Origin of the sequence: Salinicoccus roseus (genome assembly GCF_003814515.1) — a bacterium.
Taxonomy (GTDB): Bacteria; Bacillota; Bacilli; order Staphylococcales; family Salinicoccaceae; genus Salinicoccus; species Salinicoccus roseus.
The window spans coordinates 219408-245098 of sequence record NZ_RKQJ01000003.1; the positions used below are offsets into that span (position 1 = coordinate 219408).

At 48.4% G+C, this 25691-nt stretch carries 30 protein-coding genes and 1 pseudogene; 11 read left to right on the plus strand and 20 right to left on the minus strand.

The window, feature by feature from the left end; all coding sequences use genetic code 11:
- Window positions 1-11: 11 nt before the first annotated feature.
- From EDC33_RS10270 to EDC33_RS10295, 6 genes are read right to left on the minus strand one after another with little or no spacing between them, the layout of a single operon-like run.
- Complete coding sequence (locus tag EDC33_RS10270) at window positions 12-323, minus strand: hypothetical protein (protein ID WP_148087056.1); 312 nt, start codon at window positions 321-323, stop codon at window positions 12-14.
- The gene (locus EDC33_RS10275) at window positions 323-982 is read right to left on the minus strand and encodes a hypothetical protein (protein ID WP_124011107.1); all 660 of its coding nucleotides are present in this window, start codon (window positions 980-982) and stop codon (window positions 323-325) included. The genes EDC33_RS10270 and EDC33_RS10275 overlap by 1 nt, the downstream gene beginning before the upstream one ends.
- A gap of 26 nt (window positions 983-1008) precedes the next feature.
- Window positions 1009-1296, minus strand: a complete 288-nt coding sequence (locus tag EDC33_RS10280) for a hypothetical protein (RefSeq protein ID WP_124011108.1) — start codon at window positions 1294-1296, stop codon at window positions 1009-1011.
- A gap of 14 nt (window positions 1297-1310) precedes the next feature.
- A complete protein-coding gene (locus tag EDC33_RS10285) occupies window positions 1311-2027 on the minus strand; it encodes a DUF5694 domain-containing protein (RefSeq protein ID WP_124011109.1) in 717 nt (238 codons plus the stop codon).
- A 57-nt stretch (window positions 2028-2084) separates the two neighbouring features.
- On the minus strand, window positions 2085-3329 hold the full coding sequence (locus EDC33_RS10290; protein WP_124011110.1) for an amidohydrolase family protein: 1245 nt from the start codon (window positions 3327-3329) through the stop codon (window positions 2085-2087).
- 55 nt (window positions 3330-3384) lie between these two features.
- The gene (locus EDC33_RS10295; RefSeq protein ID WP_124011111.1) at window positions 3385-4098 is read right to left on the minus strand and encodes an alpha/beta fold hydrolase; all 714 of its coding nucleotides are present in this window, start codon (window positions 4096-4098) and stop codon (window positions 3385-3387) included.
- A 296-nt stretch (window positions 4099-4394) separates the two neighbouring features.
- Here EDC33_RS10295 and EDC33_RS12685 point away from each other — a divergent pair, with 296 nt between their 5' ends.
- From EDC33_RS12685 to EDC33_RS10305, 3 genes are read left to right on the plus strand one after another with little or no spacing between them, the layout of a single operon-like run.
- Window positions 4395-4571 (plus strand): hypothetical protein, encoded by a 177-nt coding sequence (locus tag EDC33_RS12685; RefSeq protein ID WP_170156390.1) that lies wholly within the window; start codon window positions 4395-4397, stop codon window positions 4569-4571.
- Window positions 4568-4849, plus strand: coding sequence for a hypothetical protein (locus EDC33_RS10300; protein WP_031546344.1), 282 nt, complete (start codon window positions 4568-4570; stop codon window positions 4847-4849). The genes EDC33_RS12685 and EDC33_RS10300 overlap by 4 nt, the downstream gene beginning before the upstream one ends.
- Window positions 4819-5331, plus strand: coding sequence for a hypothetical protein (locus EDC33_RS10305; RefSeq protein ID WP_124011112.1), 513 nt, complete (start codon window positions 4819-4821; stop codon window positions 5329-5331). Before EDC33_RS10300 ends, EDC33_RS10305 begins: the two co-directional genes overlap by 31 nt.
- Window positions 5332-5387: 56 nt before the next feature.
- Here EDC33_RS10305 and EDC33_RS10310 read toward each other — a convergent pair whose 3' ends face one another.
- From EDC33_RS10310 to EDC33_RS10320, 3 genes and pseudogenes are all read right to left on the minus strand, one after another.
- Window positions 5388-6491: a threonine synthase gene (locus EDC33_RS10310; RefSeq protein ID WP_124011113.1), complete on the minus strand. Its 1104-nt coding sequence runs from the start codon at window positions 6489-6491 to the stop codon at window positions 5388-5390.
- A 72-nt stretch (window positions 6492-6563) separates the two neighbouring features.
- A complete protein-coding gene (locus EDC33_RS10315) occupies window positions 6564-6938 on the minus strand; it encodes a RidA family protein (protein ID WP_124011114.1) in 375 nt (124 codons plus the stop codon).
- 16 nt (window positions 6939-6954) lie between these two features.
- Window positions 6955-7598: pseudogene (locus tag EDC33_RS10320) on the minus strand (helix-turn-helix transcriptional regulator).
- 246 nt (window positions 7599-7844) lie between these two features.
- Here EDC33_RS10320 and EDC33_RS10325 point away from each other — a divergent pair.
- Window positions 7845-8894 (plus strand): homocysteine S-methyltransferase family protein, encoded by a 1050-nt coding sequence (locus EDC33_RS10325; protein WP_124011115.1) that lies wholly within the window; start codon window positions 7845-7847, stop codon window positions 8892-8894.
- A gap of 127 nt (window positions 8895-9021) precedes the next feature.
- A complete protein-coding gene (locus EDC33_RS10330) occupies window positions 9022-9333 on the plus strand; it encodes a hypothetical protein (RefSeq protein WP_124011116.1) in 312 nt (103 codons plus the stop codon).
- 104 nt (window positions 9334-9437) lie between these two features.
- Here EDC33_RS10330 and EDC33_RS10335 read toward each other — a convergent pair whose 3' ends face one another.
- The 4 genes from EDC33_RS10335 to EDC33_RS10350 form a co-directional block, all read right to left on the minus strand.
- On the minus strand, window positions 9438-9626 hold the full coding sequence (locus EDC33_RS10335) for a hypothetical protein (RefSeq protein ID WP_124011117.1): 189 nt from the start codon (window positions 9624-9626) through the stop codon (window positions 9438-9440).
- Window positions 9627-9694: 68 nt separating this feature from the next.
- Complete coding sequence (locus EDC33_RS10340; protein WP_124011118.1) at window positions 9695-10411, minus strand: CPBP family intramembrane glutamic endopeptidase; 717 nt, start codon at window positions 10409-10411, stop codon at window positions 9695-9697.
- A 203-nt stretch (window positions 10412-10614) separates the two neighbouring features.
- Window positions 10615-12195: an FMN-binding glutamate synthase family protein gene (locus tag EDC33_RS10345; RefSeq protein WP_094906877.1), complete on the minus strand. Its 1581-nt coding sequence runs from the start codon at window positions 12193-12195 to the stop codon at window positions 10615-10617.
- A 33-nt stretch (window positions 12196-12228) separates the two neighbouring features.
- The gene (locus EDC33_RS10350) at window positions 12229-12852 is read right to left on the minus strand and encodes an NAD(P)H-binding protein (RefSeq protein ID WP_094906878.1); all 624 of its coding nucleotides are present in this window, start codon (window positions 12850-12852) and stop codon (window positions 12229-12231) included.
- A 225-nt stretch (window positions 12853-13077) separates the two neighbouring features.
- Between EDC33_RS10350 and EDC33_RS10355 the strand changes: the two genes are divergently transcribed.
- On the plus strand, window positions 13078-13404 hold the full coding sequence (locus tag EDC33_RS10355; RefSeq protein WP_124011119.1) for a four-helix bundle copper-binding protein: 327 nt from the start codon (window positions 13078-13080) through the stop codon (window positions 13402-13404).
- Between the two features lie 77 nt (window positions 13405-13481).
- Here EDC33_RS10355 and EDC33_RS10360 read toward each other — a convergent pair whose 3' ends face one another.
- From EDC33_RS10360 to EDC33_RS10370, 3 genes are all read right to left on the minus strand, one after another.
- Entirely contained in the window at window positions 13482-14804 is a 1323-nt protein-coding gene (locus EDC33_RS10360; protein ID WP_124011120.1) for an APC family permease, read from the minus strand.
- A 132-nt stretch (window positions 14805-14936) separates the two neighbouring features.
- Window positions 14937-15608: a response regulator transcription factor gene (locus EDC33_RS10365; RefSeq protein ID WP_170156403.1), complete on the minus strand. Its 672-nt coding sequence runs from the start codon at window positions 15606-15608 to the stop codon at window positions 14937-14939.
- A complete protein-coding gene (locus tag EDC33_RS10370) occupies window positions 15586-16989 on the minus strand; it encodes a sensor histidine kinase (RefSeq protein WP_124011121.1) in 1404 nt (467 codons plus the stop codon). Before EDC33_RS10370 ends, EDC33_RS10365 begins: the two co-directional genes overlap by 23 nt.
- A gap of 493 nt (window positions 16990-17482) precedes the next feature.
- Between EDC33_RS10370 and EDC33_RS10375 the strand changes: the two genes are divergently transcribed.
- The gene (locus EDC33_RS10375; RefSeq protein WP_124011220.1) at window positions 17483-18064 is read left to right on the plus strand and encodes a YdhK family protein; all 582 of its coding nucleotides are present in this window, start codon (window positions 17483-17485) and stop codon (window positions 18062-18064) included.
- 295 nt (window positions 18065-18359) lie between these two features.
- A complete protein-coding gene (locus EDC33_RS10380; RefSeq protein ID WP_124011122.1) occupies window positions 18360-19097 on the plus strand; it encodes an SDR family NAD(P)-dependent oxidoreductase in 738 nt (245 codons plus the stop codon).
- Window positions 19098-19193: 96 nt separating this feature from the next.
- Here EDC33_RS10380 and EDC33_RS10385 read toward each other — a convergent pair whose 3' ends face one another.
- Complete coding sequence (locus EDC33_RS10385; protein ID WP_124011123.1) at window positions 19194-19883, minus strand: sulfite exporter TauE/SafE family protein; 690 nt, start codon at window positions 19881-19883, stop codon at window positions 19194-19196.
- A gap of 330 nt (window positions 19884-20213) precedes the next feature.
- Here EDC33_RS10385 and EDC33_RS10390 point away from each other — a divergent pair, with 330 nt between their 5' ends.
- Complete coding sequence (locus EDC33_RS10390; protein WP_094906884.1) at window positions 20214-21107, plus strand: YitT family protein; 894 nt, start codon at window positions 20214-20216, stop codon at window positions 21105-21107.
- Between the two features lie 49 nt (window positions 21108-21156).
- On the opposite strand, the gene EDC33_RS10395 is transcribed toward EDC33_RS10390, so the two are convergent.
- Window positions 21157-21942 carry an SDR family oxidoreductase gene (locus EDC33_RS10395; protein ID WP_124011124.1) on the minus strand — a complete coding sequence of 262 codons (786 nt, stop codon included), beginning with the start codon at window positions 21940-21942 and terminating at the stop codon, window positions 21157-21159.
- Window positions 21943-22143: 201 nt separating this feature from the next.
- Between EDC33_RS10395 and EDC33_RS10400 the strand changes: the two genes are divergently transcribed.
- Complete coding sequence (locus EDC33_RS10400; RefSeq protein WP_308809866.1) at window positions 22144-22857, plus strand: DUF554 domain-containing protein; 714 nt, start codon at window positions 22144-22146, stop codon at window positions 22855-22857.
- Here EDC33_RS10400 and EDC33_RS10405 read toward each other — a convergent pair whose 3' ends face one another.
- Entirely contained in the window at window positions 22858-23565 is a 708-nt protein-coding gene (locus tag EDC33_RS10405; RefSeq protein ID WP_124011222.1) for a DNA alkylation repair protein, read from the minus strand. It abuts the gene before it with no gap.
- 192 nt (window positions 23566-23757) lie between these two features.
- Between EDC33_RS10405 and EDC33_RS10410 the strand changes: the two genes are divergently transcribed.
- Window positions 23758-24513, plus strand: a complete 756-nt coding sequence (locus EDC33_RS10410) for a hypothetical protein (RefSeq protein ID WP_124011125.1) — start codon at window positions 23758-23760, stop codon at window positions 24511-24513.
- A gap of 50 nt (window positions 24514-24563) precedes the next feature.
- Here EDC33_RS10410 and EDC33_RS10415 read toward each other — a convergent pair whose 3' ends face one another.
- Window positions 24564-25478 (minus strand): DUF2382 domain-containing protein, encoded by a 915-nt coding sequence (locus EDC33_RS10415; RefSeq protein ID WP_124011126.1) that lies wholly within the window; start codon window positions 25476-25478, stop codon window positions 24564-24566.
- Window positions 25479-25691: the final 213 nt, after the last annotated feature.

Sequence of the window (25691 nt, forward strand, 5' to 3'; positions counted from 1 at the left end):
AAGCACCTATTCTATCTGATATAGAAATTGCTGTAGAGCTCCTCACCAAATGGGTGGACCTGCTCATGAGTTCTGTAAGAAGAGAAATTGAGGTACTTCCCATTCATGAAGAAAGGCAACGTGGTGAAGACGTCAAATTCATACTGGTTTCCATTGATGAAGGCTTCATAGATATCCTCATACTCCTCCATGAAATAGTCCCTGGAAATGATCATGGATGGCCGGTACGCGTGTCCTTCTACTTCAATCTTATCCTTGAAGCGCACGGCAATGACTTTATCATTACTTGTCTCCGATAAATAGGCCCTCCCTGTATAGATCATCACCTTTTCCTTATCCAGCATGTCTTCATAGAACACATTGCTGCGGATATTTCAAACATTTCCCTGATGGGGATGTCACCGCCTGCACTTTGATTGATCACTCTGAAGTCCGGGTCATCTGCAAAGAGTTCGGCATGTTGTTGGAGCGTCCTCAGCCTGTGGACAACTCCCTTCTTCTCTCTGGACTCCCCTTCTTTCTTAACCTCCGGCATCAGAAGCGTTTTTCTGCGCTGCTTCTGGTCAACAGCCTTTTGCTTCAGTGGAGTGAGGGGGACAAACCCATTCACTCTGGATATTCCTGAAATAGTTCTGCCGCTGTCGAAGTGTTCTGCATAGCTTTCTTCAGGCCTTTCCTTCCTGTCCTCCACTTTATTATCCGGATGATGACGGCAATGTTTTGAATGTAGGTTGACCACTCTTGACTGATTTACAAATGTCGGCTGATTGACATGCGTTTCTTTAATTGAACGGCAAGTGATTGGTGCATCGCACCCTTTAGTTGCACATGTAAAATGACGATTACTTTTGACTTTATCAGGATAGAGGGACTTCGCCATCAGCGGCGTCACTTTCAAATTATCCTCGCCCCTTAGGGAGGTCAGATATTCTATTGCCTCCTCATCTGTAGGTATTGCCAACCGTATAAGACCACTGTCCATGCTATATCACCTCGTTGTAATGAAAATCATTTTTCAGGCTTCAATATGGTCATCTGGATCATGCCTCCGCCCATGGAGTCATTCCGCTCGATTAGAATATAAGTCTGATCGTCGACCAGGAATCTTCCTTTTCCTTGATATTCTACACTTCTTCCCTCTTTAACCAGCTCATGCTTTACCGCTTCCACATACTTCGACTGGTCGGTATACCGCTCCTCCAGATCCAGAACAATCTGCCCCTTCCTATATCCCATCAGTCGGTTATAGCCAAAGAGGACAAGACCAAAAATGAGCAGGAAAACTATCAACTCCATTTGAACCCCTCCTGTTAAAATCCATTGAAAGAGACAACTTCCACTTCTCCAGACTCCGTCAGAAACTGTTTCAGAAGGTGGAGATGTGCGGCGCCTATATAAAGCAGTACCCTATCATGGCCGCCCTCGACCAGTTCCATGACATTCTTATAGATGATCAGGTTGCGCTGATACCACCATCGCATCCAGTCTATGCCTACATACTCCGTCCCCACACCAATTTGTGCCAACTTCATATAAGCCTGGTGATTTTCACGGATGTTCTCTTCGTCATTGATCAGCCTAAGGTTCTCTATGATTGTATTGTCATCTTCAATGCGATCACTTTCCACGAACATGTTATAGACCGCTTCATATGTATCCGGCTGATGGACTTTTGCCCACTCGACCACATCGCCCATACCTCTGTTGCCCACCGAATCCATCCAGTCCACGGCATTGATTTCAGCCAATCCCAATCGTTCCCCCAACTGATACATGACTTGATGGACTTCATTGGCTTCAAGTGAAAATGTCCCGGACAAATATGATCTGTACTCATCATTCAGATGCTTTTGCTTATCCTTGGTGATTTCCACCGCCAGGGCAGTCGGTTTGAAGCGAGCGAGTATATCTGTCAGTGCCTGTATCTGATCCTGGTCGTTCTCTTCGTCAAAAGTATCTTCGTGGCTCACCATATCGAGTTTTGATGCGAAGTGATAGGTGCCCACCAATAGGACTTTTGGTTTCATATGGATGCTCCAATCCGCATGGATTTTTAAGGATGACCCCTTCTCTTCAGTCCATCCCTAATTATATTTTGCCTCAAGTGATTCAAAGACTTCCCTCATGCCGTCTCCATCGACCTGATGTTCTGTGATTTCCTCCCAGGTAAACACTTTGCCTGCGACAAATACGGTATCGATGTCGAGTATGTTTTGCAGGCACTCGATGGGATTATTGTTGAGCAAAATATACCCTTCATCTTCACCAATCACTTTCTTTGCTTCAATGGTCGCCTTCTTAAGTATTTCAAAGTTGTCGAGACTAAAGTCCCTGAACGCATTCAGCTCTTCAACCATGCTGAGACCAGGATATACCCATGTGCCTGCCGGGGCGTCGGTACCGATATATACTTCCCCGCCCATTTCGAGGTACTTTTCGGTGATCCGCTTCACCTGCTCATGCTCCCATTTCTGGCGTTTCCGGAACTCCTTACTAATCTGATCATCGATAGAACGGAACTGTGCATCAATGGATAACATTTCATCCGACCCCAACAGTTTCATCTGACGGGAGGCATCTAGTTCAGGCGGGTTGAATACCCGCCCCTCAGCCAAATGACGATACAGCGTCAATGTCGGTCCAATCTTCACTCCTTTATCCATCAGATAAAGCAGCAGATCTTTCAATTTGTCCTCATCCATAGGTTTTCCAGCGATGGCAGCGAAATCTTCATCTGAAAGCTGCGTATGGTAGCCGGGGAACAGGTGCTGGATGATGCTCGATGCATGTTCGAGCCACTTCACTCCGTACTCTGCCGCCTTCATAGCGTCGATGGACTTCGTGTGCAGCAGATCGGCTGCAACCTCCAACCCGAGTGCCTCCCCCTTTTCGACCACTGCTTCTAGAACATCCGCCTGAATATTCCCGTAGACTTTAATGAACTTCGCCCCCTGAGCATGGAGTTCTTCAACAGCCTCAACAGCTGTACCCCTATCATTGGTGGACACGGTGCCATAGGACGTCGGGCCCCATAGACCTGGGTCCCCATCGATGAAACGGTATGTTGCGTATGTATTTGGAGCCACATCATCGACCACCTGGATGAGTTCATAGTTGCCTCCTGTATTACGGACAGAAGTGACACCGCTGGCCAAATAGTGTTTCGCACTGAGCGGCGAAATATGGGTATGCATGTCGACCAGCCCGGGCATCATGTACTTGCCTGCCCCATCAATCACTGCATCGGTTCCTGACGGAATTTCGACATCCCTCACTTCAATCTTTCCCTGCTCAAGATCAATCCAGTTGACACTGTTTATTTTGATCATCACCACTGCTCCCTACCGTTTAAATATTCTTCAAGCATCGCATCCTGACCGATTTTCAATTCCGCACCTGTGATATGAATATTTCGAGCATCTTGTTGTAGATCTCCGGCTGGTCAAGGTGTACAACATGCCCCGCGAAAGGAATTGTCGCAACATGGATGTTGGGATTCATTTTTGGATATCTGATGGTCCCCTTCACTTCATGCATATTCTGCTCCCCCACTATATACAGGACGGGCATATCGAGCATGGAGAGGTCCGCCGTCTCATCGAATGGATACCAACTCTCCTCCTGTGTCAGCCGTAATAGTTCCCGCCAGTTCCCTTCGTGGAGACGATCAAAGTAGGCAGCCGTATCCGGATGCTCCAGCATCTTCTCTTCATTTTCCACATCCAGACGGTTCAGTTCCTCCCAGTTTGACGGCTTTTCCGCCATGATGCCGGAGAGTGTCAGGCTCTTCGTTTTTTCAGGATATTCCTTGGCAAACATCAGCGCTGTCAATCCACCGAGTGAACACCCTGCAATGTGTGCCGACTGGATCTTTAAATCATCCATTGTTTCAGATAGATCGATGGCTGTTTGGGCGAAGTAGTCTGTAAAATCTTCCGCGACGGATTTTCCATGGCCGCGAAGGTCGGGGAGAATGACCAGATTATCTTGATTAAAGTATTCTTTCTGTATTTCAAGTTCAGTTTCTCCTGTCTGGAGCCCGGTATGCAGAAAAACGACAGGCTCTCCTTCACCTGAAACGTCGGTATGCAGAATCATGGATGTCGCTCCCTCCTCTTCTTTATTGGCATGGGTACTGTCTAAAGGATGACTCCTAATTTATCATTACGAGATATGTGATGAGAAAAAGGAATTTTCAATCGTCATCTCACTCGACACATGGAACAGTCGTATTCTTACTTCATAGTATTGTCCTCCTGCTGCCACTTCGACTGAATCCATCCTCAATTTATTTTTCTGGGTGTAATTATTTGGTATGGTAACAGTATAACAAATTTTCTGATTTTTTATCTCGTGATTTCCCATTTCACATAAATCAAAAGGAGTGCTGTTCATTGAAGAAGAAAAAGTTCACAGAGCTTGATGTTGAGAAACTTAATATTGTCGACAGCAACGGCAAAATCAAAATGACGCTTTTCAATCAGGAGAATATCCCACCAGTGATTTTAGATGGTCAAGATATCATGCCGGGACACAGAAAGGATAATCCGATAGGAGTTTTTAAATTATGAATGAAAAAGCCACATATTTTCTTAATATATTGGTTGGCATTTTCTTCTTTATTTTTTATATTACAATTGTTAATGCCATACTTAATCAAGATATTCTTAGTTTCCCCTTTGTCATACTAACAATATATTTTTTTATTTCTATCTTCACACTAACTCCAGTTAGTACAGAGCTTGGAGAAAAGACTAAAGATTGGAATGCTATTATTGCTAGTTATTCAATGATTGTTGCCTATTTGATATCTCCAATATGGTTATTAATAAAATCTTTCAAAAATTAGAAGTAGTTTTTTGTATAAGAAAATTATGCTTTCTCTATGGAAGGGAAGAGAAATGTGGCGGGTTGATCTCTGGCAGTGAAGAGGATGAAGATGGCAACCCATCAATGACCGCTTCCCTTACCTTCGATGAGTACAGGCAGGATCAAGTGGTACAGATGAGCTACATAGAGGAAAAAGGACAGACCCAATACGGATTTTCCGTTTTTGATAGACCCAATCGGCCACTTTCACATATCGTCAAAGCACATCGTGAGATTGAATCATCTGATATGAGCGATGAGGAGAAAGAGACCGCGTATAAAGCATTGTATAAAGGCAACGCACCACGTGCCTTCATGGGTAAATCCCAAAATGGTGATGTATCCATGAAGCTTATGGATTCAAAAGGGAAGGATCGGATCCGGATGGTCATAGATGAGAATGATGAGCCCAGGATGGAGTTCCTGAACGCACATGGGGAGGTTACTTATAAGCTTCCATAACTCGCTGATCAGTTGCCCTGAATCCACCTTTCATTTAATGTCTTAACTTCTCGAACCTATTTCGATTTGATGCCCGCACCACAGAGTGGGATGATTATTTTTTCGTCCGGATGTTTTTCATGCTTGAGGTAGCCGGCATAGTTGACTGCTGATGTCACTTCGACATAGAATCCTTTTCCGCTCAGTTCAGCCCGGGCATCGAGGATTTCATCCTCTTCAATTTCAATGAATGTACCATTCGTATTCCTTACAGCTTCAAGAATCTGTCTGGATCGCGCTGGTGCAGCGATGGCAATCCCTTCCGCCAGCGTCCCTTCATTGACGACAGCCTGTGCGGTTTCTTCACCATTCTGATAAGCCGCAGCCAGGGGCGCACAGTGCTTCGCCTGGATGGCGACGATCTTCGGCATCTTCTCAATCAAATCATTTTCATAAAGCTCTTTAAAGCCGTAATAGACACCGAGAAGCAGCGTCCCATTCCCCACCGGAACAATAACTGAATCGGGCGCGCCGTTCAGCTGTTCGTAGATTTCGTAGGCGTATGTCTTTGTCCCTTCATAGAAATAAGGATTGTACACATGACTGGCGTAGAAGACCCCCTCTTCATCCACAGCCCGTTGGGCTGCCGCGGCAATGTCCTCACGGGTGCCATGGACCGCCTTGATTGTGGCCCCATGTGCCTTCACCTGATCGATCTTCTTCGGTGATGTTGTATCACGCAAGTAGATGTCACAGGCGATATTGCAGCGTGCTGCATAGGCTGCGATTGCTGTGCCTGCATTGCCGCTGCTGTCGGCAATCACCTTTTTCACACCCAACTCTTTGGCCAGTGTCATCAGAACCGCTGCGCCCCGATCCTTGAAGGATAACGTCGGCATCATATAGTCGACTTTCACATATGAATTTGGGGTTTCAGAATCCAGGACAATTAGAGGTGATTGGCCTTCTCCCATCGTGACGCCTTCCCATGTCCTCGAATCCTTTTTGAAGGGCATGGTTTCAAAATAGCGCCATAACGAGTCCGGATAGGCATTCCAGGCTGCAACATCAATCTTGGGGGTTCCCTTCGCTATATCCAGTACACCTCCACATTCACATTTCCATAACGTTGGAGTAATCTCGTGCTTTCTACCACAGCAGCTGCAGATGAACTGTTCCAAATTTCTCAACCCTTTCAAATAATCTTTTATATTAATTAGACTTTTTTATACGCCTCATGCAAAAAAATATACTTAGATATATGCGATGGCATCCACTTCAATTTTGAAGCCAAAATGAAGTTCGTTCGTCGGTATCACAGTACGGGCAGGTTTGTGCCCGCCGAAGAATTCCTTGTAGACGCCGTCCACCTTATCCCACAGCTTCACATCCGGAATATACAGGTTCATGCGCACAATCTGCGCTTTCGAACTGCCGGCCGCTCCCACAATAGCCTCCACATTCTTGAGTGCCTGCAGCGTCTCCTCTTCAATTGGCCCGAACTTCTTTTCCCGGGTTTCCGGGTCGACCGCAAACTGTCCGGATATATACACGGTATCTCCATGTATGGTCGCCAAGGCATAATGTCCATTTGATTTTAAATTTCCCACTTCAAAGATCTGCTTCATGATGACACTCCTATTTTCATTTATTTTTGATTTCATCCAGATAACTGTAGACGGTCACTTTGGAGATGCCCAGCAGAGAAGCAACCTTCTCAACCGAACCTTTCATCAGGAAGATGCCCTTTTCTTCCATGAACCGTATCAATTCGACTTTCTCATGGCGCTTCATTGCCGGATGCACACTGGTTTTAATGATCTGCTGGATCAGCTGGTCGACTATCTCCTCGACATTTTCAAGGTCCTCATCCGCCTCGTCTTTTTCCACCTGGGGTCATCCTGTGCAGGCAGGAAATCATCCATGAACGCCTGCATCCGGTTCAGTGCGTCGACATCAAAGTTCACACAATAGGCACCGATGACCTTCCTATCGGAACCACGTATCAAAGAAGTCGAGGAGCGGATCAGCCGTCCATCTTCGGTCGTGAATGTATAGCCCGACAGGTGGTCCTCCTTGAAGTCTTCATCCTGCAGTACTGTCTTGACCAGATGATCAAAAGACTGCCCGACTTCCCTTCCTGTCACATGATTATTGACGGTGAACATCATTGAATTCTGCGGATGCGTCAAATCATGAATGACGACCTCACAGTTTGGCCCGAACATTTTTGCGTTGGATTTCGCCAACGGGATGAAACTCTCTAAAATTTTCTTCGATTCCTCCATATGTAAAGCCCCCAAATTTAATCTCAAATTCATTATATATTTTTTATATATTTAAATTAATAAATAGATTTTTTTATATTATTCAGGAGGACTCATCTTATCCCTTCCGGTATAGTCTCACGCTATATCCACTCATGAATAATCGGTATTATTTTATACCCTGCATATTGTGATAGACTTGTCCTAATCAAAAGATCAGGTTGACTTCATTACAGACCTTTTCTTTAAATTCGAGGGGGAATTCATATGAAACGCAGTTTGGAAGAAAGACTCGAGGACGGTCCAGTAATCGCAGGAGAAGGATATCTATTCGAATTGGAACGCAGGGGATATCTGCAGGCAGGCTCATTCGTACCCGAAGTGGCGCTGGATAATCCGGAGGCACTCAAACAGACATACCGCGACTACATGAATGCAGGTTCCGATGTCGTCCTGGCCTTCACATATAACGCCCACAGGGAGAAGATGCGGATCATCGGCAAGGAGGAGCTGCTGGAACCTCTGAATAGAAATGCAATCCGACTGGCAAAAGAAGTGGCAAAGGAGCATCCTACGGAAGAAGCACTGGTGGCAGGCAACATTTCCAATACGAACATCTTTGATCCGGACAACCCCGAATCAAAAGATCAGGTGAGGCGGATGTTCAGGGAGATGGTCCGCTGGTGCAAGGAAGAAGAAGTGGATTACATCAATGGAGAGACGTTCTATTATCATGAGGAAGCAGTGATCGCTCTCGAAGAAATCCAAAGACAGGGCATACCCGCTGTCATCACGCTGGGGTTGATGGGAGAAAACATATTGAGGGACGGCTTTACCGTAGAGGAATCCTGCAGGATATTATCCGAAAAAGGTGCGCTGGTGGTAGGCATGAACTGCTTCCGCGGGCCGGCCACCATGCAGCCCTATCTCGAAAAGATACGGGCATCAGTCGATGGTTACGTGGGCGGACTGCCGATTCCGTACCGGACTACAGAGGAACACCCGACCTTCTTCAATCTGCCTGACGGCGGATGCAGCTGCCACCTGCCGCTCGAGACGACCTTCCCAACTTCACTCGACCCGCTTTACCATAACCGGTATGAGCTGGCCGAATGGGCAAAGAGCGCCAAAGACATAGGCGTCAACTATATTGGACTGTGCTGCGGGGCCTCCCCTGCCATGCTCCGCTCCGTTGCGGAAGCCGTCGGAATGGAAACGGTCAACTCCAAGTACTCTCCCAATATGGAAAAGCATTTTCTTTTCGGCAAGGATGAATCATTGCAGGCGCACAATGTCAGTTATCGTTCGAAAGCATAGGGAGTTCTGGGAATCACTTCAAGAAATGCAGCTCTCCAACAATGTCAATGTTTCTCAATAGTTTCTCCACAAATTCTTGATAGTTTCATCCTATAATGAAGCTATCAACAAAAAGGAGCTGATGGACATGAAAAAGTTTATCATTGGCACATTGGCATTTGGAATGATTGCTGCTGTAGGTATGACGGACGTCAATGCAGAAAGCGGACAACCGGAAATGCCGCATGAAGGTATCGACCAATCGGAAATGGAAGAAATGCATGACAGGATGATGGATTCGGAGGCTGTCATCAACTTTGGCCAGGCGAAGAATATGATGGAAGAGATGCATCCCGAAATGACGAAGGAACAGATGAAAAACATGTATAGGAGTATGCATGGTACCAATGGCGCAGCACCGAGTGCAAACTTCAAAGGAATGCATATGGAGAATAGGTAGCAAAAAAAACTGGTCGGCATCCAATCATCGGATGCCGGCCAGTTTTTAAATCATTGCCGCGTTGCCCCTCTTTTTCTCCATGCAGAAAATCTGCTGAATGAACATCAATTTATCATCACGAGAAATGCAATCAGAAAGATTACATAGATCCCCATAAACACCAATGCCAGTTGTGACAGTCGTGTCCTGATCGAAAGGGCCGGCATGAAGCCCACCCTTATGATGTTCACGCCCAGAAATATGAGCGCAAGCAGAAATGATGTGAGGGCGATGAGGAATACCACCTGTTCCAAGAAACCCCCTCCTTTATGAATTTGAAAATCACACATATAAATCACTCTCTATAGATCAAGTCCCGGTTTCAATAGATCCATAGAAAGAAAACGACAGAAGAAAAATTAGCCAGGAAATGAGCGATTGCACTGATCCAGGCATTATCAGTCCTATAGAAGACAATGCCATATAAAACACTGTTGATGAAGACGAAAAAGATATCGTATACTACAACAAATGGACTGGCGAAGACGATATGACCAAATGAAAACAGCAGCGAAGTAAGCAGCACTGCAGGAATGATCGGCATCATTTTGCCCAGTTGCTTTTGAAAGAAAGCCCGCCAGGCAATCTCTTCACCCAATGCGAAGAAAGCCAATTGCAAAATCAACAGGAACAATAAGTTCCATGAAAGGAAGGCTTCTGTCCTCGAAACGACATGTTCGAGGTAATCAGGCAGAAAAATCAGGGCAATGCCGATGCTCAATGCATTCATGATGACCGGAAGGATGATCCAGAACCAGATTCCCTTTTGTTTCAGATCATGCCCTATGGCTTTTATATCCAGGCCACTGTTGGAACTGGTTTCCCCTTCCCTCCTTTTATGGAGAAAAAAGAAAATGACTCCGACAATGACCGCCACTCCCGCAATTCTTGTTCCGAAAAAATTGGTGAATGATAACACTGACATTACAATGAGGCCGGCTAGAGCAAACTTACCCATATCCTTCATTTTTCCCACTCCCCTGTAATCAACCTTCAAATTTTGAGTGGCGAGTTTCCAGTCATCCCCCACCAATAGCACAATCGCATTCTCCCCATCGTCAAGTCATGTTGCTCCCACTTTGTGCGACTTCACCATCAATTCAATTTACCGTATGTAACTATTTGGTATGTTACCAGTATAACAAATTATCTGATTTTTTATTTTTGCCTTCCATACCCATCCATCTACATGGAGAGGGGGGGCCTTTCAAGGCCCCCTCTTAAATATTATTTTATATATTCTTATTTTTGAAGCTTTTCCATCATGCTTTCCACTGATGAAATGCGACCCTGTCCATCCTTATAGACGATATGCTTCCGCTCGATCTTGGTCGGTGAATCGACCCCGGCAGCGGCGGCTACATTGAACAGTCCAGCACGCATCGAGGTGACATAGTTGGTGACGCGGTAGAGCTTCTCATCCACGATAAGGCCTTCCTGTAGCTTATCGTCGGTCGTCGCCACCCCGACCGGACATGTGTTGGTATGACAGACTTCGGCCATGATGCAGCCGACGCTGATCATGAAACCGCGTGCGATATGGATGAGATCCGCCCCCATCGCAAGCGCGATGGCTGCCTTATCGGGTGTGATCAGCTTGCCGGAGGCGATCAGTTTGACGCGGTCCCGGATACCGTACGCACGGAGCAGCTCATCGACGATCGGCAGCGCGGTCATGATCGGCAGACCGACGGAATCCGCAAGTTCCTGATACGTCGCACCTGTTCCGCCTTCCCCGCCGTCGATGGTGATGAAGTCCGGTCCCTTACCCGACTCCTTCATGGCCTGGGCCATCTCTTCGAGGCTTTCAATGTCACCGACCACGATCTTCATCCCCACCGGTTTTCCGCCGACTTCACGCAGTTCTTCGATGAAGTCGAACAGCTTCGGGAAGGAATCATATTCGACGAAACGGTTCGGACTGTTGACGGTCTTCCCCGGTTCGATCAATCGGATCCTGGCAATCTCTTCAGTGACCTTCTTTCCTTCAAGGTGGCCGCCCCGGGTCTTGGCCCCTTGGGCAAGCTTGATCTCAAAGGCCTTCACCTGCTCCAGCTCCGCCTTTTCCCTGAAGGCATCCCAGGAGAATTCACCTGCTGGCGTGCGGACGCCGAAAAGTCCCGGTCCAATCTGCATCATGAGGTCCGCATTGCCGGCCAGGTGATGATCGGATATCCCGCCTTCCCCGGTATTCATCCATGTACCGCCGGCAAGCGACAGCCCTCTCGACAGTGCAGTGATCGCCCGTTCACCGAGGGCACCATAGCTCATCCCGGACATGCCTACCTGTCCTTTGACATGGAACGGCTGCCGGCACCTGCCCTCACCAAGCACGATTGCGTCCTCATCCCGCAGGAGGTACGGATCAGCTTGTGACTCCTCACGATGCTCCTTACGGGAGAAGAGTCCCTCATTGTCGACGATGTACTTATAAGTATTCGTCTTCTGGGTATTATCGACCCGCATTTCTGAAGACAGCTTCGGAAACGGACTGTTCCTTATGAAGAACCCCTCTTCCTTGAAGTCACGGTCAGAACCGAATCCCAGCAGCCGTTCATTGTACTTTCCCGCCTTGACCACATTCTGGAACTCGAGTCTTGAGAACGGTTCCCCTTCATTGTCTTCCGCAAAAAGATACTGCCTCAATTCCGGCCCGACATGTTCCGATATATACCGCACCCGCCCGAGCAGAGGAAAATTGCGCAATATCGCGTGCTGCTTCTGCCGGTCATCCTTCTGATACATGTATGCCATATAGGCAAGCGGCGCCGCAACCGAGGAGGTCATGATCGCCGATGGCAGATATTTCGTTATCTTTCCCATATGAACCACCCTTCCTTTTTCATCATTGATATTCTACAAGTCATCCAGTGCCACTTTGATGCCGGTCTCCCCGGCAGTCATTTCGAATGTCTTCCTGAATGTATTCTTGTTGTCGAGTGATTCGACAATAGCGGCAGCTATATCCTCATAAGGCACCTCTGCATCCACTCCATCAACCGTCTCTGCCGCTTCAATCGTGCCCTTCCCAGGCTTGCTGACCGCCTTCGACGTCCGGATTACCGTATAGTTGAGACCGCTCTCCTCCATCCACTCTTCCGGTTTGTGCTTTCCACCCGTCTTCTTCGTTTCCTCGGGTTCATCCATGCGGACGGCGCTCAAGTAGACGAAGCGTCCCACCTTCTCCCGTTCCGCTTCCTCAAGTGCAGCGCTCACGGCATCATGGTCGACCAAAGCATCCTGGCTCTCAGCTGCATTGATGCTTGCGCCTGCAATGTATATGATCGCATCCGCTCCTGCAAATGCTCTGGAAAAATCCCCCGCTTCAGAAATGATCACCTCTGCTGCACCGAGCATCTTCAGCTCTTCTGCACTGTTTTCAGTTTCCGCCATGGTCACGGCTTCATATCCTGCTGCATTCAGCTGCTTCAGGATATACCCGCCCACATCTTCATTCCCGCCAAACACGCACACCTTCATCGAATGTCCCCTCCTTTTGATATGTTTATCCTCTAACTTCCCTATTCGGTGCAGGCGAAACCACTGATTAGACACGCCGTATCTGTCACCCCGCTCCCGGCCTTCAATCGAAAACATTAAAATTCTGTGCAGTTTCTGTGGAGTTTAAAAATATCGGTTTATGCGAGAGATGGATGGGAATCCAATTAATGCAAGCGCATTCAATTCTATTGGGAGGGATTTACATTGGCTCATGAAAAGAACCAGCAACTGATTCAGACGCTGCATGAATGTTTGGAAGCCTGTAACCACTGCTACGACGCCTGCCTGAGGGAAGAAGATGTGAAGATGATGGCGGAGTGCATCCGTCTGGACCGTGAGTGTGCAGATATCTGTGCATTCCTGGAGCAGTCTCTGACCAGAAACTCACCATTCTCTTCAGACCTGGCTGCCGTATGTGCAAAAGTCTGCGAAGCATGCGGAAACGAATGTAAGAAGCACGACCACGACCATTGCCAGAAGTGTGCAGATGCATGCTTCAAATGTGCGGAAGCGTGTAAACAGTTCGCATAGGACGGAAATCAAAAAAGGAAGGGAAATTGGGGGCTCCCCCAATTTCCCTTCCTTTTAAATTTATATTGGCACCTGAATCAATAATGGTCCGCATGTGCTCCTCCTCCCTCATCCCGGTTTTTAAGGAATACATACTCCCCGACGAAGATGACGATGATGAAAATAAGTGACACGGCAACGATCAGCCAGTCATTCATCAGCTTGACCCAGACGAAGGCAGCGAGTACGATCCCATCAAGGATCAAGGCTGTAATGAGGATCCATGGCTTGGCATCGACCTTCTCCCTCAGATGTCTGAACACGCCCCAATGCACGATCATGTCCATCACGAGATAGAGTATGGCACCGACCGAGGCGATGCGGCTGAGGTCGAAGATGACCGCGAGCACCATCGCAAGTACAATCGTGTATACCAATGTGTGCTTCTGGATCCGTCCGGGCATCCCGAAGTGCTTGTGTGGAATCAGCTTCATGTCCGTCAGCATGGCAAGCATACGGGAGACGGCGAATACGCTGGCAATGATGCCGGATACTGTCGCGATGATGGCGATGGCGACGGTGAACCATACACCGTAGTCGCCGAATGCCGGTCTGGCCGCTTCAGCAAGGGAATAGTCCTTGGCTGCAATGATCTGGTCGAGCGGCAGATTGCTGGATACCGCCCATGCGACCAGAAGATAGACGAATAGGCTGATCGAAATCGATATGACGATCGCCCGGCCGACATTTTTGTTTGGATTGACGATCTCAGAACCACTGTTCGTGATCGTCGTAAATCCTTTGAATGACAGTATGGTAAGGGCTACAGCTGCAATGATGCTGGCGATTGTGGCATCCTCTGTGCCCCCACTGCTTTCAGCCGGTGTGATGGAGAATCCGGCAACCCACAGCCCGCCCATAGCGAATGTGACAAGACCGAGGATTTTAAGCAGGGAAACGATCGAGGTGAACGTCTGGATGAAGCTGTTGCCGGAAATATTGACCAGGAATGCAAAGAGCAGAAGGCCGACTGCAAGCACAGGCACCAGATAGCTCGTTGCATCCATGCCGAATATCTGTAATGTATAGGTGCCGAAGGTACGCGCCACGAGACTCTGGTTGATGACCATGGAGACGGCCATGAGCATCGCTGCAGAAGCGGTGATGGTGCCCTGGCCATATGCTTTCGCCAGAAACATGCCGATGCCTCCAGCCGATGGATACTCATTGCTCATCTTGATGTAGGAATAGGCACTGAAACCCGTCACAATGCCCCCGACGATGAACATGACCGGAAACCAGGTTCCGGCAAGTGCTGCAATCTGACCCAGCAGTGCAAATATGCCGGCACTGATCATCACGCCTGTACCAAGGCCGACTGCACCTGTCAGGGATAGGCTGTTCTCTTTATAGTCGCTCATTATCCTCACCTCAAAAATAGATTTCTCTGAAGTATATGCCCATGTTTTATGCAGTTATTGTGCAGATTAAAAAATATTTGATATTCATCATGATGATGGGGTCCAATATAACTGGTGGAAGACGTCTCGAATCTACTGCTTCACCCACTTGTATCCGATACCCCACACTGTATGGAAATGATTGTCGATCGGGAATCCTGATTCCCTGATCTTCTCCCGGATGTTCCTGACATGGGAGTCGACGGTGCGCCCTTCAGTCTCCGAATGCATCCCCCATACCAGGTCGATCAGGTGCTCCCTTGAATAGACACGGCCCGGGTGCTTCATGACCAGCCCGATGAGTGAAAATTCCTTTGGTGTCAGCTTGATGGGCTGCCCTTCATAGGACAGTTCAAACCGTTCCTCATCCCAAAGGAGCCCCTCCACTTCGACACGGCTCGCAGGTTCCACCCGCCTCAACAGGGCTTCCATCCGCGCAATGAGTTCCGCTTCATCGAAAGGTTTCGTGATATAGTCGTCCGCTCCGAGTTTCAACCCTTTGACCACATCCGTCTTCTGTTCACGGGCCGTCACCATGATGATCGGCACATCGGAGCTTTCACGGATTTCCCTTGCCGTCTGCCAACCATCCTTATCCGGCATCATGATATCGAGCAGCACAATATCAAACCGCTCCTGCCTGATATATTCAAGCCCCTCCTTCGCCCCCAAAGCTTTTCTGCATTCATAGCCATACGGGGTCAGATAGAGCGTCAGCAATTCCAGCATCCGTGCTTCATCATCAATCAACAGCACCTTCTTCATGAGCATCCTCCTTCGGCAAAGTTATTTTGAATCGGGTCCCTTCGCCTATATTACTTTCCACTTCCATACTGCCGTTATGCAGAGCAACGATTTCTTTAGCGATGGTGAGGCCGAGACCAGAGCCGCCCTTGGAGCGGGACCTGGACTTCTCTGCACGATAGAGGCGCTCGAATATATACTTCAGATCCTCTTCTGCGATGCCTTCCCCACTATCTGAGATGACTATCAGAACTTCACTGTCATCCTGGAACACTTCCAGATGCACCGGGTTTCCGCGGGGCGTATATTTGATGGCATTATCCAATATGTTGAGCAGCACCTGCTGGATCCGTTCCGGATCGACCGCTATGACTACATCATCTGGACAGTTATAGGAGAATTCTATTTCCCCTTCTTTGACTGCCGGATAGATGCGTTCCACGACCTTCTGTATCAGATTATCAAACATTATCTTCTCCTTCTCGACGGCAAATTCATTCTGATCTATTTTGGCCAGTTCGAAAAGTCCCTGTACCAGGCCAGAAAGGTGCGCCGTCTCTTCCTGAATGATCCGGATGTACCTTGCCCGATCTTCTTCAGCCACATTTCCCCTGCCTATGATATCGGCATATCCCTTAAGGTAGGTCAATGGGGTCCTGAGCTCATGGGAGATGCTTGCCAGAAACTCATTCCTTTCATTCTTCACACGCTTCAAGTCCTGGGACAGGCGTGTGATGGCCGTTGCCAGCTCGCCAAGTTCGTCCTTACGGTCAGTAGAGAGGGCCACTTCATGGGTGCCGCCATTCAATGCTTCTGTAGCCTCCTTCATCCTGACGAGCGGCTGGGTGATCACTCTGGACAGCACCATCACCGTAATGATGGTCAATATGACCGTCACCAGTCCGATGAACAGGAACTGGCGTCCGAGATTGCTGATGATCTCTTTGATGTCGTTACTGTCGGCAAACATGAAGACATGCCCGATGTGCGTTCCATCCATAATGATCGGACTGTCTGTCGCGACGTACTTCTCATCCGCCCAGTCGGACTCCAATATGATACCCTCATCAGGTATGTGTTCCTCATCCGTATGGTCGATGACTGTGTTGATTTCCGGTGCGATGGCACTGGAACTGGTGATGACCGATCCCTCTTGATCCGTAATCACCGCAATGAAGTCGGATTCGGATTCCATTATGGCAACATGATCCAGAGTCGTAGATGTATAGTTCTCCTGAAGCACATCCCGATGGGTGTTGCCCCGTGCCAGCAGATCCCCCATCACTTCATTGACACGATCATTGACCAGATTTGTATACAGTATGGAGAAGAGGATGAGTTCAACAGTGACGATGACCACAAAGAACAGCAGTCCTATCTTCAAAGATAATTGATTCCGCATCACATTCCCCCTCCTCCAAGCCCTTCGAAAAGAATATACCGCAACTGCTCAATTGACTAACATCGTAATCATACCTTATTTCCCCGTGCACCTTCCATTTCAGAAACCACATGGACGGTAAGAATTTCTACGGAACAGATTGATTTCATACAAATTTCACCATATATGCACATAAACTGCACATTCCGGGGGTAGCTTTTTACTATCACAGAAAATGGAGGAATGACGCATGAGACGATATCAAAGGATTTCTTTATCCGGTGCCATGATCTTTACATTAACTCTGGGCCTCGGCACAGGTGCAGCAGAAGCTGGAGGTATGGAGGCTTCCCCGCATGAGGATGGAAGCTACCATTATTACGAAGTGGATGCGAATGGAGACAAGACACAGTACATTGACGGATTGACCGAAGAGGAATTGGAAGGTAAATTGGGTTATCCTTATAATGGTGATCGCAGCCACTACTACTATGAACTCGGTCCAGACGGGGAGATGACGAACTACATCAATGGCCTGACAAAGGAAGAGCTGAAAGAAAGACTGCACCAATACAATAAGCAGTCCGGGCCCCACTCTGATGGACATATGAATATGGAACCTGAATCACATTCGGGCGGACACATGAACCATTCCGCTGAAGAGATGTCGAGTTCCGGTGAAGTTCCTGGAGACTTGAAAGAAGCGGTGAATCCTACATATGAAGTAGGAAGCACAGCACGCATCACTGCAGATCATATGCAGGGCATGGACGGCGCTGAAGCAACAATTTCCGGTGCATTCGATACAACTGTCTACACTGTGTCCTATATGCCGACGACAGGTGGCGAAATGGTCGAAGACCATAAATGGGTCATTCATGAGGAACTGGTCGACCCTGGCGCCACACCATTGCAGCCGGGTGACGAAGTGACCATGGAAGCCACACATATGGAGGGCATGGAAGGTGCCGTTGCGACGATAGATTCCGCAGAACAGACCACCGTCTATATGGTCGACTTCACGACCACCAATACCGGTGAAGAAGTACAGAACCATAAATGGGTGACGGAGAGCGAACTGTCCCCTGTCGAATAGATTAAAGGACCGCAGATCCAAGAAGGCATCCATTCCCAGATGAATGGATGCCTTTTCTGTATGGTGATTCCTTTTGGCACCCGACCAGTAACCATTCGGCTTCAATGGATAGCATATAGATATTACTTCAAAATTGAATTAAATTGATAATTATTTCACATATTGATATAATGAAGGTGTAATCAAATGTCTGCACTCTCCATTGAAGGGTGTGCATATAAAACTTCATGGACTGGACAGTTTTCAATCATTCAGCGTCATGTTTAATATGAATAAAAATTATAGGAGGTCAATCATGGGTAAACTACAGGACAAAGTAACGATCATTACAGGTGGAATTTCAGGCATCGGGAAGGCGTCTGCAGATCTGTTCGCAGCCGAAGGCGCCAAGCTCATACTCGTCGACATGGATGAAGAGAAGGGCCAGGAGGTTGCTTCAGAGTATACATCCAACGGTCATGAAGCCATCTTCATCAGAGCGGATGTGACGAGCGAAGCGGATGCAGAAAATGTATTCAATAAGACAATCAAGAAATTCGGCCGCGTGGACATCCTCTTCAACAACGCAGGAATCGGAGCGGTGAAACCGACGCATGAAGTGCCTTATGCCGAATACCGCAAGACCGTGAATGTCGATCTGGATGCCGTATTCCTGTTCGCACAGCATGCCATCAAGCGCTTCCTTGAGCAGGGCGGGGGCATCATCGTCAACACCGCTTCAATGTATGGCTGGATCGGTGCGCCGGGCTCTGCAGCATACAATGCAGCCAAAGGCGGCGTCATCAACCTCACACGCTCCCTCGGTGTCGAATATGCAGCGAAGAACATCCGGGTCAACGCACTGTGCCCGGGCTTCATCGACACGCCGATCATTCCGGAAGACCAGAAGAAAACACTTTCCGAGATCACACCAATGGGCCGTCTCGGCCAGTCCGAGGAAATGGCCAAAGCGGCACTGTTCCTCGCTTCAGATGATTCCAGCTTCATGACAGGAAATACGCTGACCGTCGACGGTGGCTTCACTGCGCAATAAACATCACTTAAAAGCATATCGAATAAGACTACCCCGGTTCTGTCCTTACAGATCCGGGGCAGTTTTTTGCCTTCGGCCGCTCTATTCCGCCCTCCTTTAAAGCATCCCGAAACTATCGAGAAGGAGATAGATGCCTGTAGCCGCCAGGATGATGTATCTGAAGAGCATCTGGCCTATATACAGTCCAATAAAAACCAGGGGCAGCCCCCATAGGCTTGCGGTCCATACGACTGGTCCGGTACCGGCAAAGACGACCTGGATGAGAAGGCTCACTGCATAGATGAAGAGATAGAATGCGAGCGTCGTCCCCCTCACCTTCTCCTTCAGGCTGTCTGTCCCTGAGAAGTACAGAAGCAGCGGTGGTCCAGGCATGCCGATGCTGGTCGTAAGGGAGCCTGCGATGCCTCCCGCGAAGAAATCCCTGCCCCTCTTCCTCGCTATACGGAACTTGAAGAGCAGAAGCAGCGTCAATGTAAGGATGATGATGCCGATGACACACTTCAATCCATCGATGTCCGCAATCAGAAAGATGCCTATTCCGATGAAAAGGCCGATGACACTGCCTGATATGAAACGCCTGAGTACCGGATAGTCGATGTCCTGCCTGATGGTCCGGATCAATGCAGCTGAAATGACGAGGGACAGGACCAGATTGATCTGAATCGCTTCAGCAGGTTCGAATATCAGCAGCAGAAAGGGTGTCGCCAATATCGAGAAGCCGAACCCTGTACTCGTCTGCAATATGGAAGCGATCAGTATGATCATGATGAACATGGCAATTTCCATGGGTCTCCTCCTATCTGTTCGAATGATGACATCCTATCATTTTTCCAGCCGTTCAGCACCCGGCACCAATCATCGCCTTCCTGGAACCCGGCATCAGCCATGTGAAAATCCCCTCTTCATCAACCATATTACGTACTGTCACAACTTTGTCACTATTCAATAACCGGTTTGGGAAGCGCTTACCCCCAGGCGTATCAAACTCCAGTCATGCCAAGGGATACAGCGTTAAAATTCTGTAAATTAGGACTATATATAAAGGCATTGTAATTTGTCATGATTTTCTAGTATTATGAATCGAAGCTAATCAAGCGACATACAAGGAGGGTTATGATGATAATCAAAAATAGACTGGAAAGAACAAACTTTGAGAAGGTGAAAGCCGGCCTGGCGCCAGCATTTACAATGCAGACATGGATGAATATCCTGGCTGTCATATTGGGGGCCTTCCTCTTTTCCATCGGTGTGAATCTATTCATGATTCCAGGGAATCTCGGGGACGGAGGCGTATCGGGACTGGCCATCATAATCCTGTATGCGTTTGACATTTCTCCGGCCATCTCCACACTCGTATTGAACGGCCTGCTGCTTATTATTGGGTTCAGATTCCTCTCAAGACGCGGGATGTACTATACGATATTTGCAGTAGTCATGATGTCCGTATTCCTCGGCATTACGGAATCATGGGTAGTACAGACGAACGAAGTGATGCTCAATGTGATATTCGGCGGCCTGTTCCTCGGACTCGGCAATGGGCTCGTCATCCGAATCGGCGCAACCACAGCAGGTTCTGCGATACTCGGCAGGATCGCCCACAAGTATCTGGATGTGAAGATCACCAACGCCGTATTGATATTCGACCTCATGGTAATCACACTCGGCCTGACGGTACTTACAATCGAGCAGGTGCTGCTCACCGTTGTAGCCATGTACATCAACGTGAAGGTCATGGACTTCATGATAGAAGGTATGAATCCGAAGAAGGCCATCACCATCATCTCCAAAAATCCGGAGATGCTCGGCAAGCTGATCAACAGTGAAATCGGCTGGGGCGTCACAATGATGAATGGTAAAGGATTCTACTCCAGGGAAGAGAACGACATCCTTTATGTCGTCATCAATAAATCCAAGTTGACACGCCTCAAGCGTCTGATCCAAAAGTATGATGAAGAAGCATTCGTTGTAGTAAATGATGTGAACAGCGTACTTGGCAGTTCATTTGTATAGATTACAGTAAAACAGGGTGCGGCACCGTTTGGTGCTGCACCCTGTTTCTTTATATCTCGATATCCCAGTTGTCCTGTTCTTCCTTGCGCATGTTCTCGGCAGTATCTTCAGGATATGCGGTACGGAACTTGTGGTGGTCCTTCGGAATGACCTCCACCATCTTGTCGATCATCATCTGCGGATCATACTGCTGGTCGAGTCCCTGCTCGCTCTCCTTCAGGTTTTCAACGGAAGTATGGTGCTTTTCCGAGTCGAACCATTCCCACTTTTCTTCCACGGCGCGGTCATTGAACCCGGTATCGAATGGTCCCGGGTTGATCGTCGCAACCTGCACATTGAATGCTTCCATCTCCTGCCTCAGCGATTTGGCGATGGCTTCTACGGCATGCTTGGATGATGCATAGAGTCCCTTATAGGCAGAAGCCATCGTCCCGGCCATCGAGGACATGAAGACGATCTTGCCCTGACGCTTTTCAACGAAGTGCTCTGCTGCGATACGGGCTGTTTCAAGCGTACTGAAGACGTTCACCTCGAACAGCTGCCTCAGCGCCGACATCGGCACTTCCCATATCGGGCCGCCTTCATTGACTGCAGCATTCGCGACGAATACATCATAGTCATAGCGCTTCATCCGTTCCCGGTCATCCGGGTTTGTGATGTCCATCTTGAAGATTTCAAGGTCCACCCCGGCTTTTTCCGCCGCTTCCTTCAGGCCGGTGATCTGCGGATGAATCTCTACAGCGGCGATGACCTTATGTCCCTCTTTTGCCAATCCGAGCGCCGTCCCCTTCCCGAGTCCGGAACCCGCACCTGTAATCATGATGGTTTTAGCCATTTATAGTTGCCTCCTTGAACGTTTTTTATGATGTTTCCATTTTTCCCTCTTCAGAGCATCATAAACTTCCCCAAACCGCCGGAGGATCTGCTGATCCCCCTTTGACAACCGCCCGATCCAGTAATATCATTATACTAATCAAAAGTCATCAGAGTATTTCATACCATCTGATGGCGTACATCACAGAAATGAGGAAAGTCAATGTTGTCACTTCTCGGTACTGCGGTCAACGCCCTGGCGATCATCGCGGGCAGCTTCATCGGCCTGTTCTGGCGCAACATCAATGAAGATATGAAGACCACCATCATCCAGGGGCTCTCGATCACAGTCATCGTCCTCGGCATCGACATGGCTCTGGAAAGCAATCGGATCATCATCGTTGTGATCAGCATCGCACTCGGTGCAATGCTCGGGGAGAGATGGCACATCGAGGAGCGGATGAACCGCTTCGGTATATGGCTCGAGACGAAGACCGGGGCAAAGGAAGGCGGTGTCGCGGCGGCTTTCGTCACGGCCACCCTAGTCTATGTAGTCGGTGCCGTCGGCATCGTCGGTGCCCTTGACAGCGGCCTCCGTGGCGACCATACGGTGCTCTTTACGAAGTCGCTGATCGATGGCATCATGTCCATCTTCCTGACTTCGGCACTCGGCATCGGCATCATCTTCTCCGCTGTTCCGGTATTCCTGTTCCAGAGTTCCATCACGATATTCGCCGCCCAGATCGACCGCTTCATCCCACCGGACCTGATGGATCAGTTCATCATCGAAATCACCGGTGCAGGCGGCGTCATGATCATTGCCATCGGCCTGAGGCTCCTCGGCATCCTGAACATCCGGGTGGCGAACCTGCTTCCAGCGATACCGATCATCATGCTGATTGTGGCCGTACTGTACTACTGGACACCCGCAATCTGATCAACACCTTACATACTTCCTTTTGAAGCCGATCCGATCCTTGTCGACCTGCTTCTGGATGTTCCCATGGGCATCCAGTATGGCAGGTTTTTTGTTTTCCCTTCTAATTTCGATCTTCCCCACTCTTCCGGCGGTTTCGACCGCCTTGTCATGCAGCGGCAGGAAAGATGTCGCGACGGTATAGATGAAGTTGTTCATGGAAGCCTTCGTCCGCTCGGGGGCTGAATGAATGTCCGCTTCAACCTTGTCGAGCATCCCGGATATCTTGCCGGTTTCGAACGCATCATCCTTCCGGCTGCCGAGCAGCCAGCAGTAGCAGCTCCACCCGGCCGACATCTTCAGTTCTTCCCCACTGTCGATCCATCCATCGGCAACCTCCTCGGCGATGTCGGACTCGGATAAGGTGACCGCCACCACGTAATCCGAAAGCATGTAGAAATAGGCATCTTCGATCCAACGGTCATAATCCGCACGTGTCATCGCTTTCGGATCTGCAATGATGCCTGCGAAATACATGGCATCATAGTTTTCCGTCGCATACAATTCCTCAGCAAGTACCTGATTGGTTTTTATCTTCTTCGCCATCGGCTTCATGGCACCCGTTGCCACACCGAAGACAGGTTCCTTCGCCCCGTTCGATATATACATCTTCTTCGTGCGTTCTTTTCCCAGACCTTCAAGTTCCTCCATGACGGCATCAAAATCCATGTGCAGCACTCCCTTCATGATATGTATCCATTATAACACCTTCCTATTTTCTACATCACCATTTAATCGAACGTATGTTCGTGATATAATGGGTATACGTTCGGGTGACATTGAAAATATCGGGGTGCAGTGATGATCGGCAGAACAGACTGTCATCATATCCACGCACCCCACACCATTGGAGGTTGGGACATGTTCTATAACCTGATATATTTTAACGAAAATCTATATGACACCTACTATACATTCGCCAATGCCGGCCGGGCGGTACAATTCAACGAAATCGAATCGCAGACCGACAAAGGGGCTCAGTTGGGATTCAATGATACACATGTGGGCCTCGGAAAATCTTCCGTCATAAAGGGGGAAGTCATCAATAACCCGGCATCAAAACTCATCAACCTTGAACACAGCCTTGTGGATAACGACTTCTTCGTCGATTTCGAGACGGAACCCATCTTCCATCAGATCGAAGACCTGAGCCGACGGATGATCTTCCGGGCCACTCTCCCCCTCAAGATACATGAGTCATTCGATATGTATGAAATGACGAAACGGATGAAGGCGGAGTTGGAGCAGGCCGGATTCATGGGCAGGACATCCGATGATGTCGAACTGTTCAACATGGTGTTCGACTTCGATAAGATCAGACTGCCCGTCTATAATGATGACATGGGCACGGTCATCTTCAGCAAACTTCATAAGGACTGCCTGCTGATTGAGGAGAATGAACTGGAGGAGCTGTCGGAGGATAACATCGTCCTGGCCAAGGTCAGAAGGACCCATGAGACGCACTTCACGCTGTTCGACCCTCTGAAGGATTTCGTCACACTCAATGCCGGCACATTAAAAGCAGTTGAAAAAAGGCTTCCCGACTCCGGAATCCTGTCACCCATCAAGATGCGGTCAACTGGTATTGAAATTGAAATCATCGCCATATACAGTTAAAAAAATGCCGGCCCGGAAACCCGGGTCGGCATTAAATGTGGAATGCACTATTATAGTTTATCGTCTCTTCTCGCGTCATCCCTCAGGCTGTCCCTCAATGTTTCATCGTCATCTCTGAGACCGTCCCTGCCGACACCATCTCTGGTACGGCCGGTCGTATTCTCATCGATATCGACATCTTCACGACGGACATCTTCGGAGACATGTTCAGTATCTCTGACTTTATCCTTCTTGACGACGACTTCTTCAGAAACGACGTCTTCTTTATTTACATTGACGCGTTCTTCATTGACCGGTACCCTGATGGAATCATTGTCATCACCGATTTCGCCATCACGGACTGGACGGTCGCCATCTACAGGACGCCGCTCTACTGTAACTTCTTCACGCTCTACCGGAACATCGAATTCCTGACGCTCTGTTTCAGTATGCTTGTCGATGTTGACTTCGCCGGTCTTGACGTTCTCCTTGTCGACGTTCAGCCGCTCTTCATGGAGCTTGAGTGACTCTTCGTCTGTAGTAACATTCCTATCGGCACGGTCTCTGTCGTTGAGATCCCTGTCATCTAAGTCACGGTCTGCACGTGCACCTGCAGCACCTGCTGCCGGTCCGCCTGCAACGCCTGTGCCTTGGCCTTCAACTGTTGAAGTGCCGTCTACATAAAGGAGAATCTTATCTGCATCAAGTGCTTCCCTGTATTCCTGCTCTTCTGCAGCTGTCAGATTCATATTGTTTACTGCCTGGTCTTCAGGCGCATCACCTGTGAAGAATGACACGACTTTATCCCATGCACTGCCTTCGGAACTCTTGACGTTTACACCGGAATAGTCGCCGAATGCGCCACCGGCTTCAAGGTCACGATTGGATACGATTGTAATTTGATTTTCGTCTACGCCTTCGGTCTTAAGCTGATCGATTCTGCTGACTGCTTCCTGTTCAGTATTGAATGTTTCGATCTTACGCATAATAATCCCTCCGTAGTTCATTTGTTTTATTTAGTGGTTACCGTTTCAATTGATTGACCATGTCAGCAACATGCTTCAAATCACGGTCAACATTTGGATACCCGTGCACGGCTTTGTTAAACATGACAGCAAATATGGAAATTTGCGTTGCGAGTGTAATCGCTTGCAGATTTTATTAGAAGGAATAAAATGGAAGTATGTAATCCAATTATT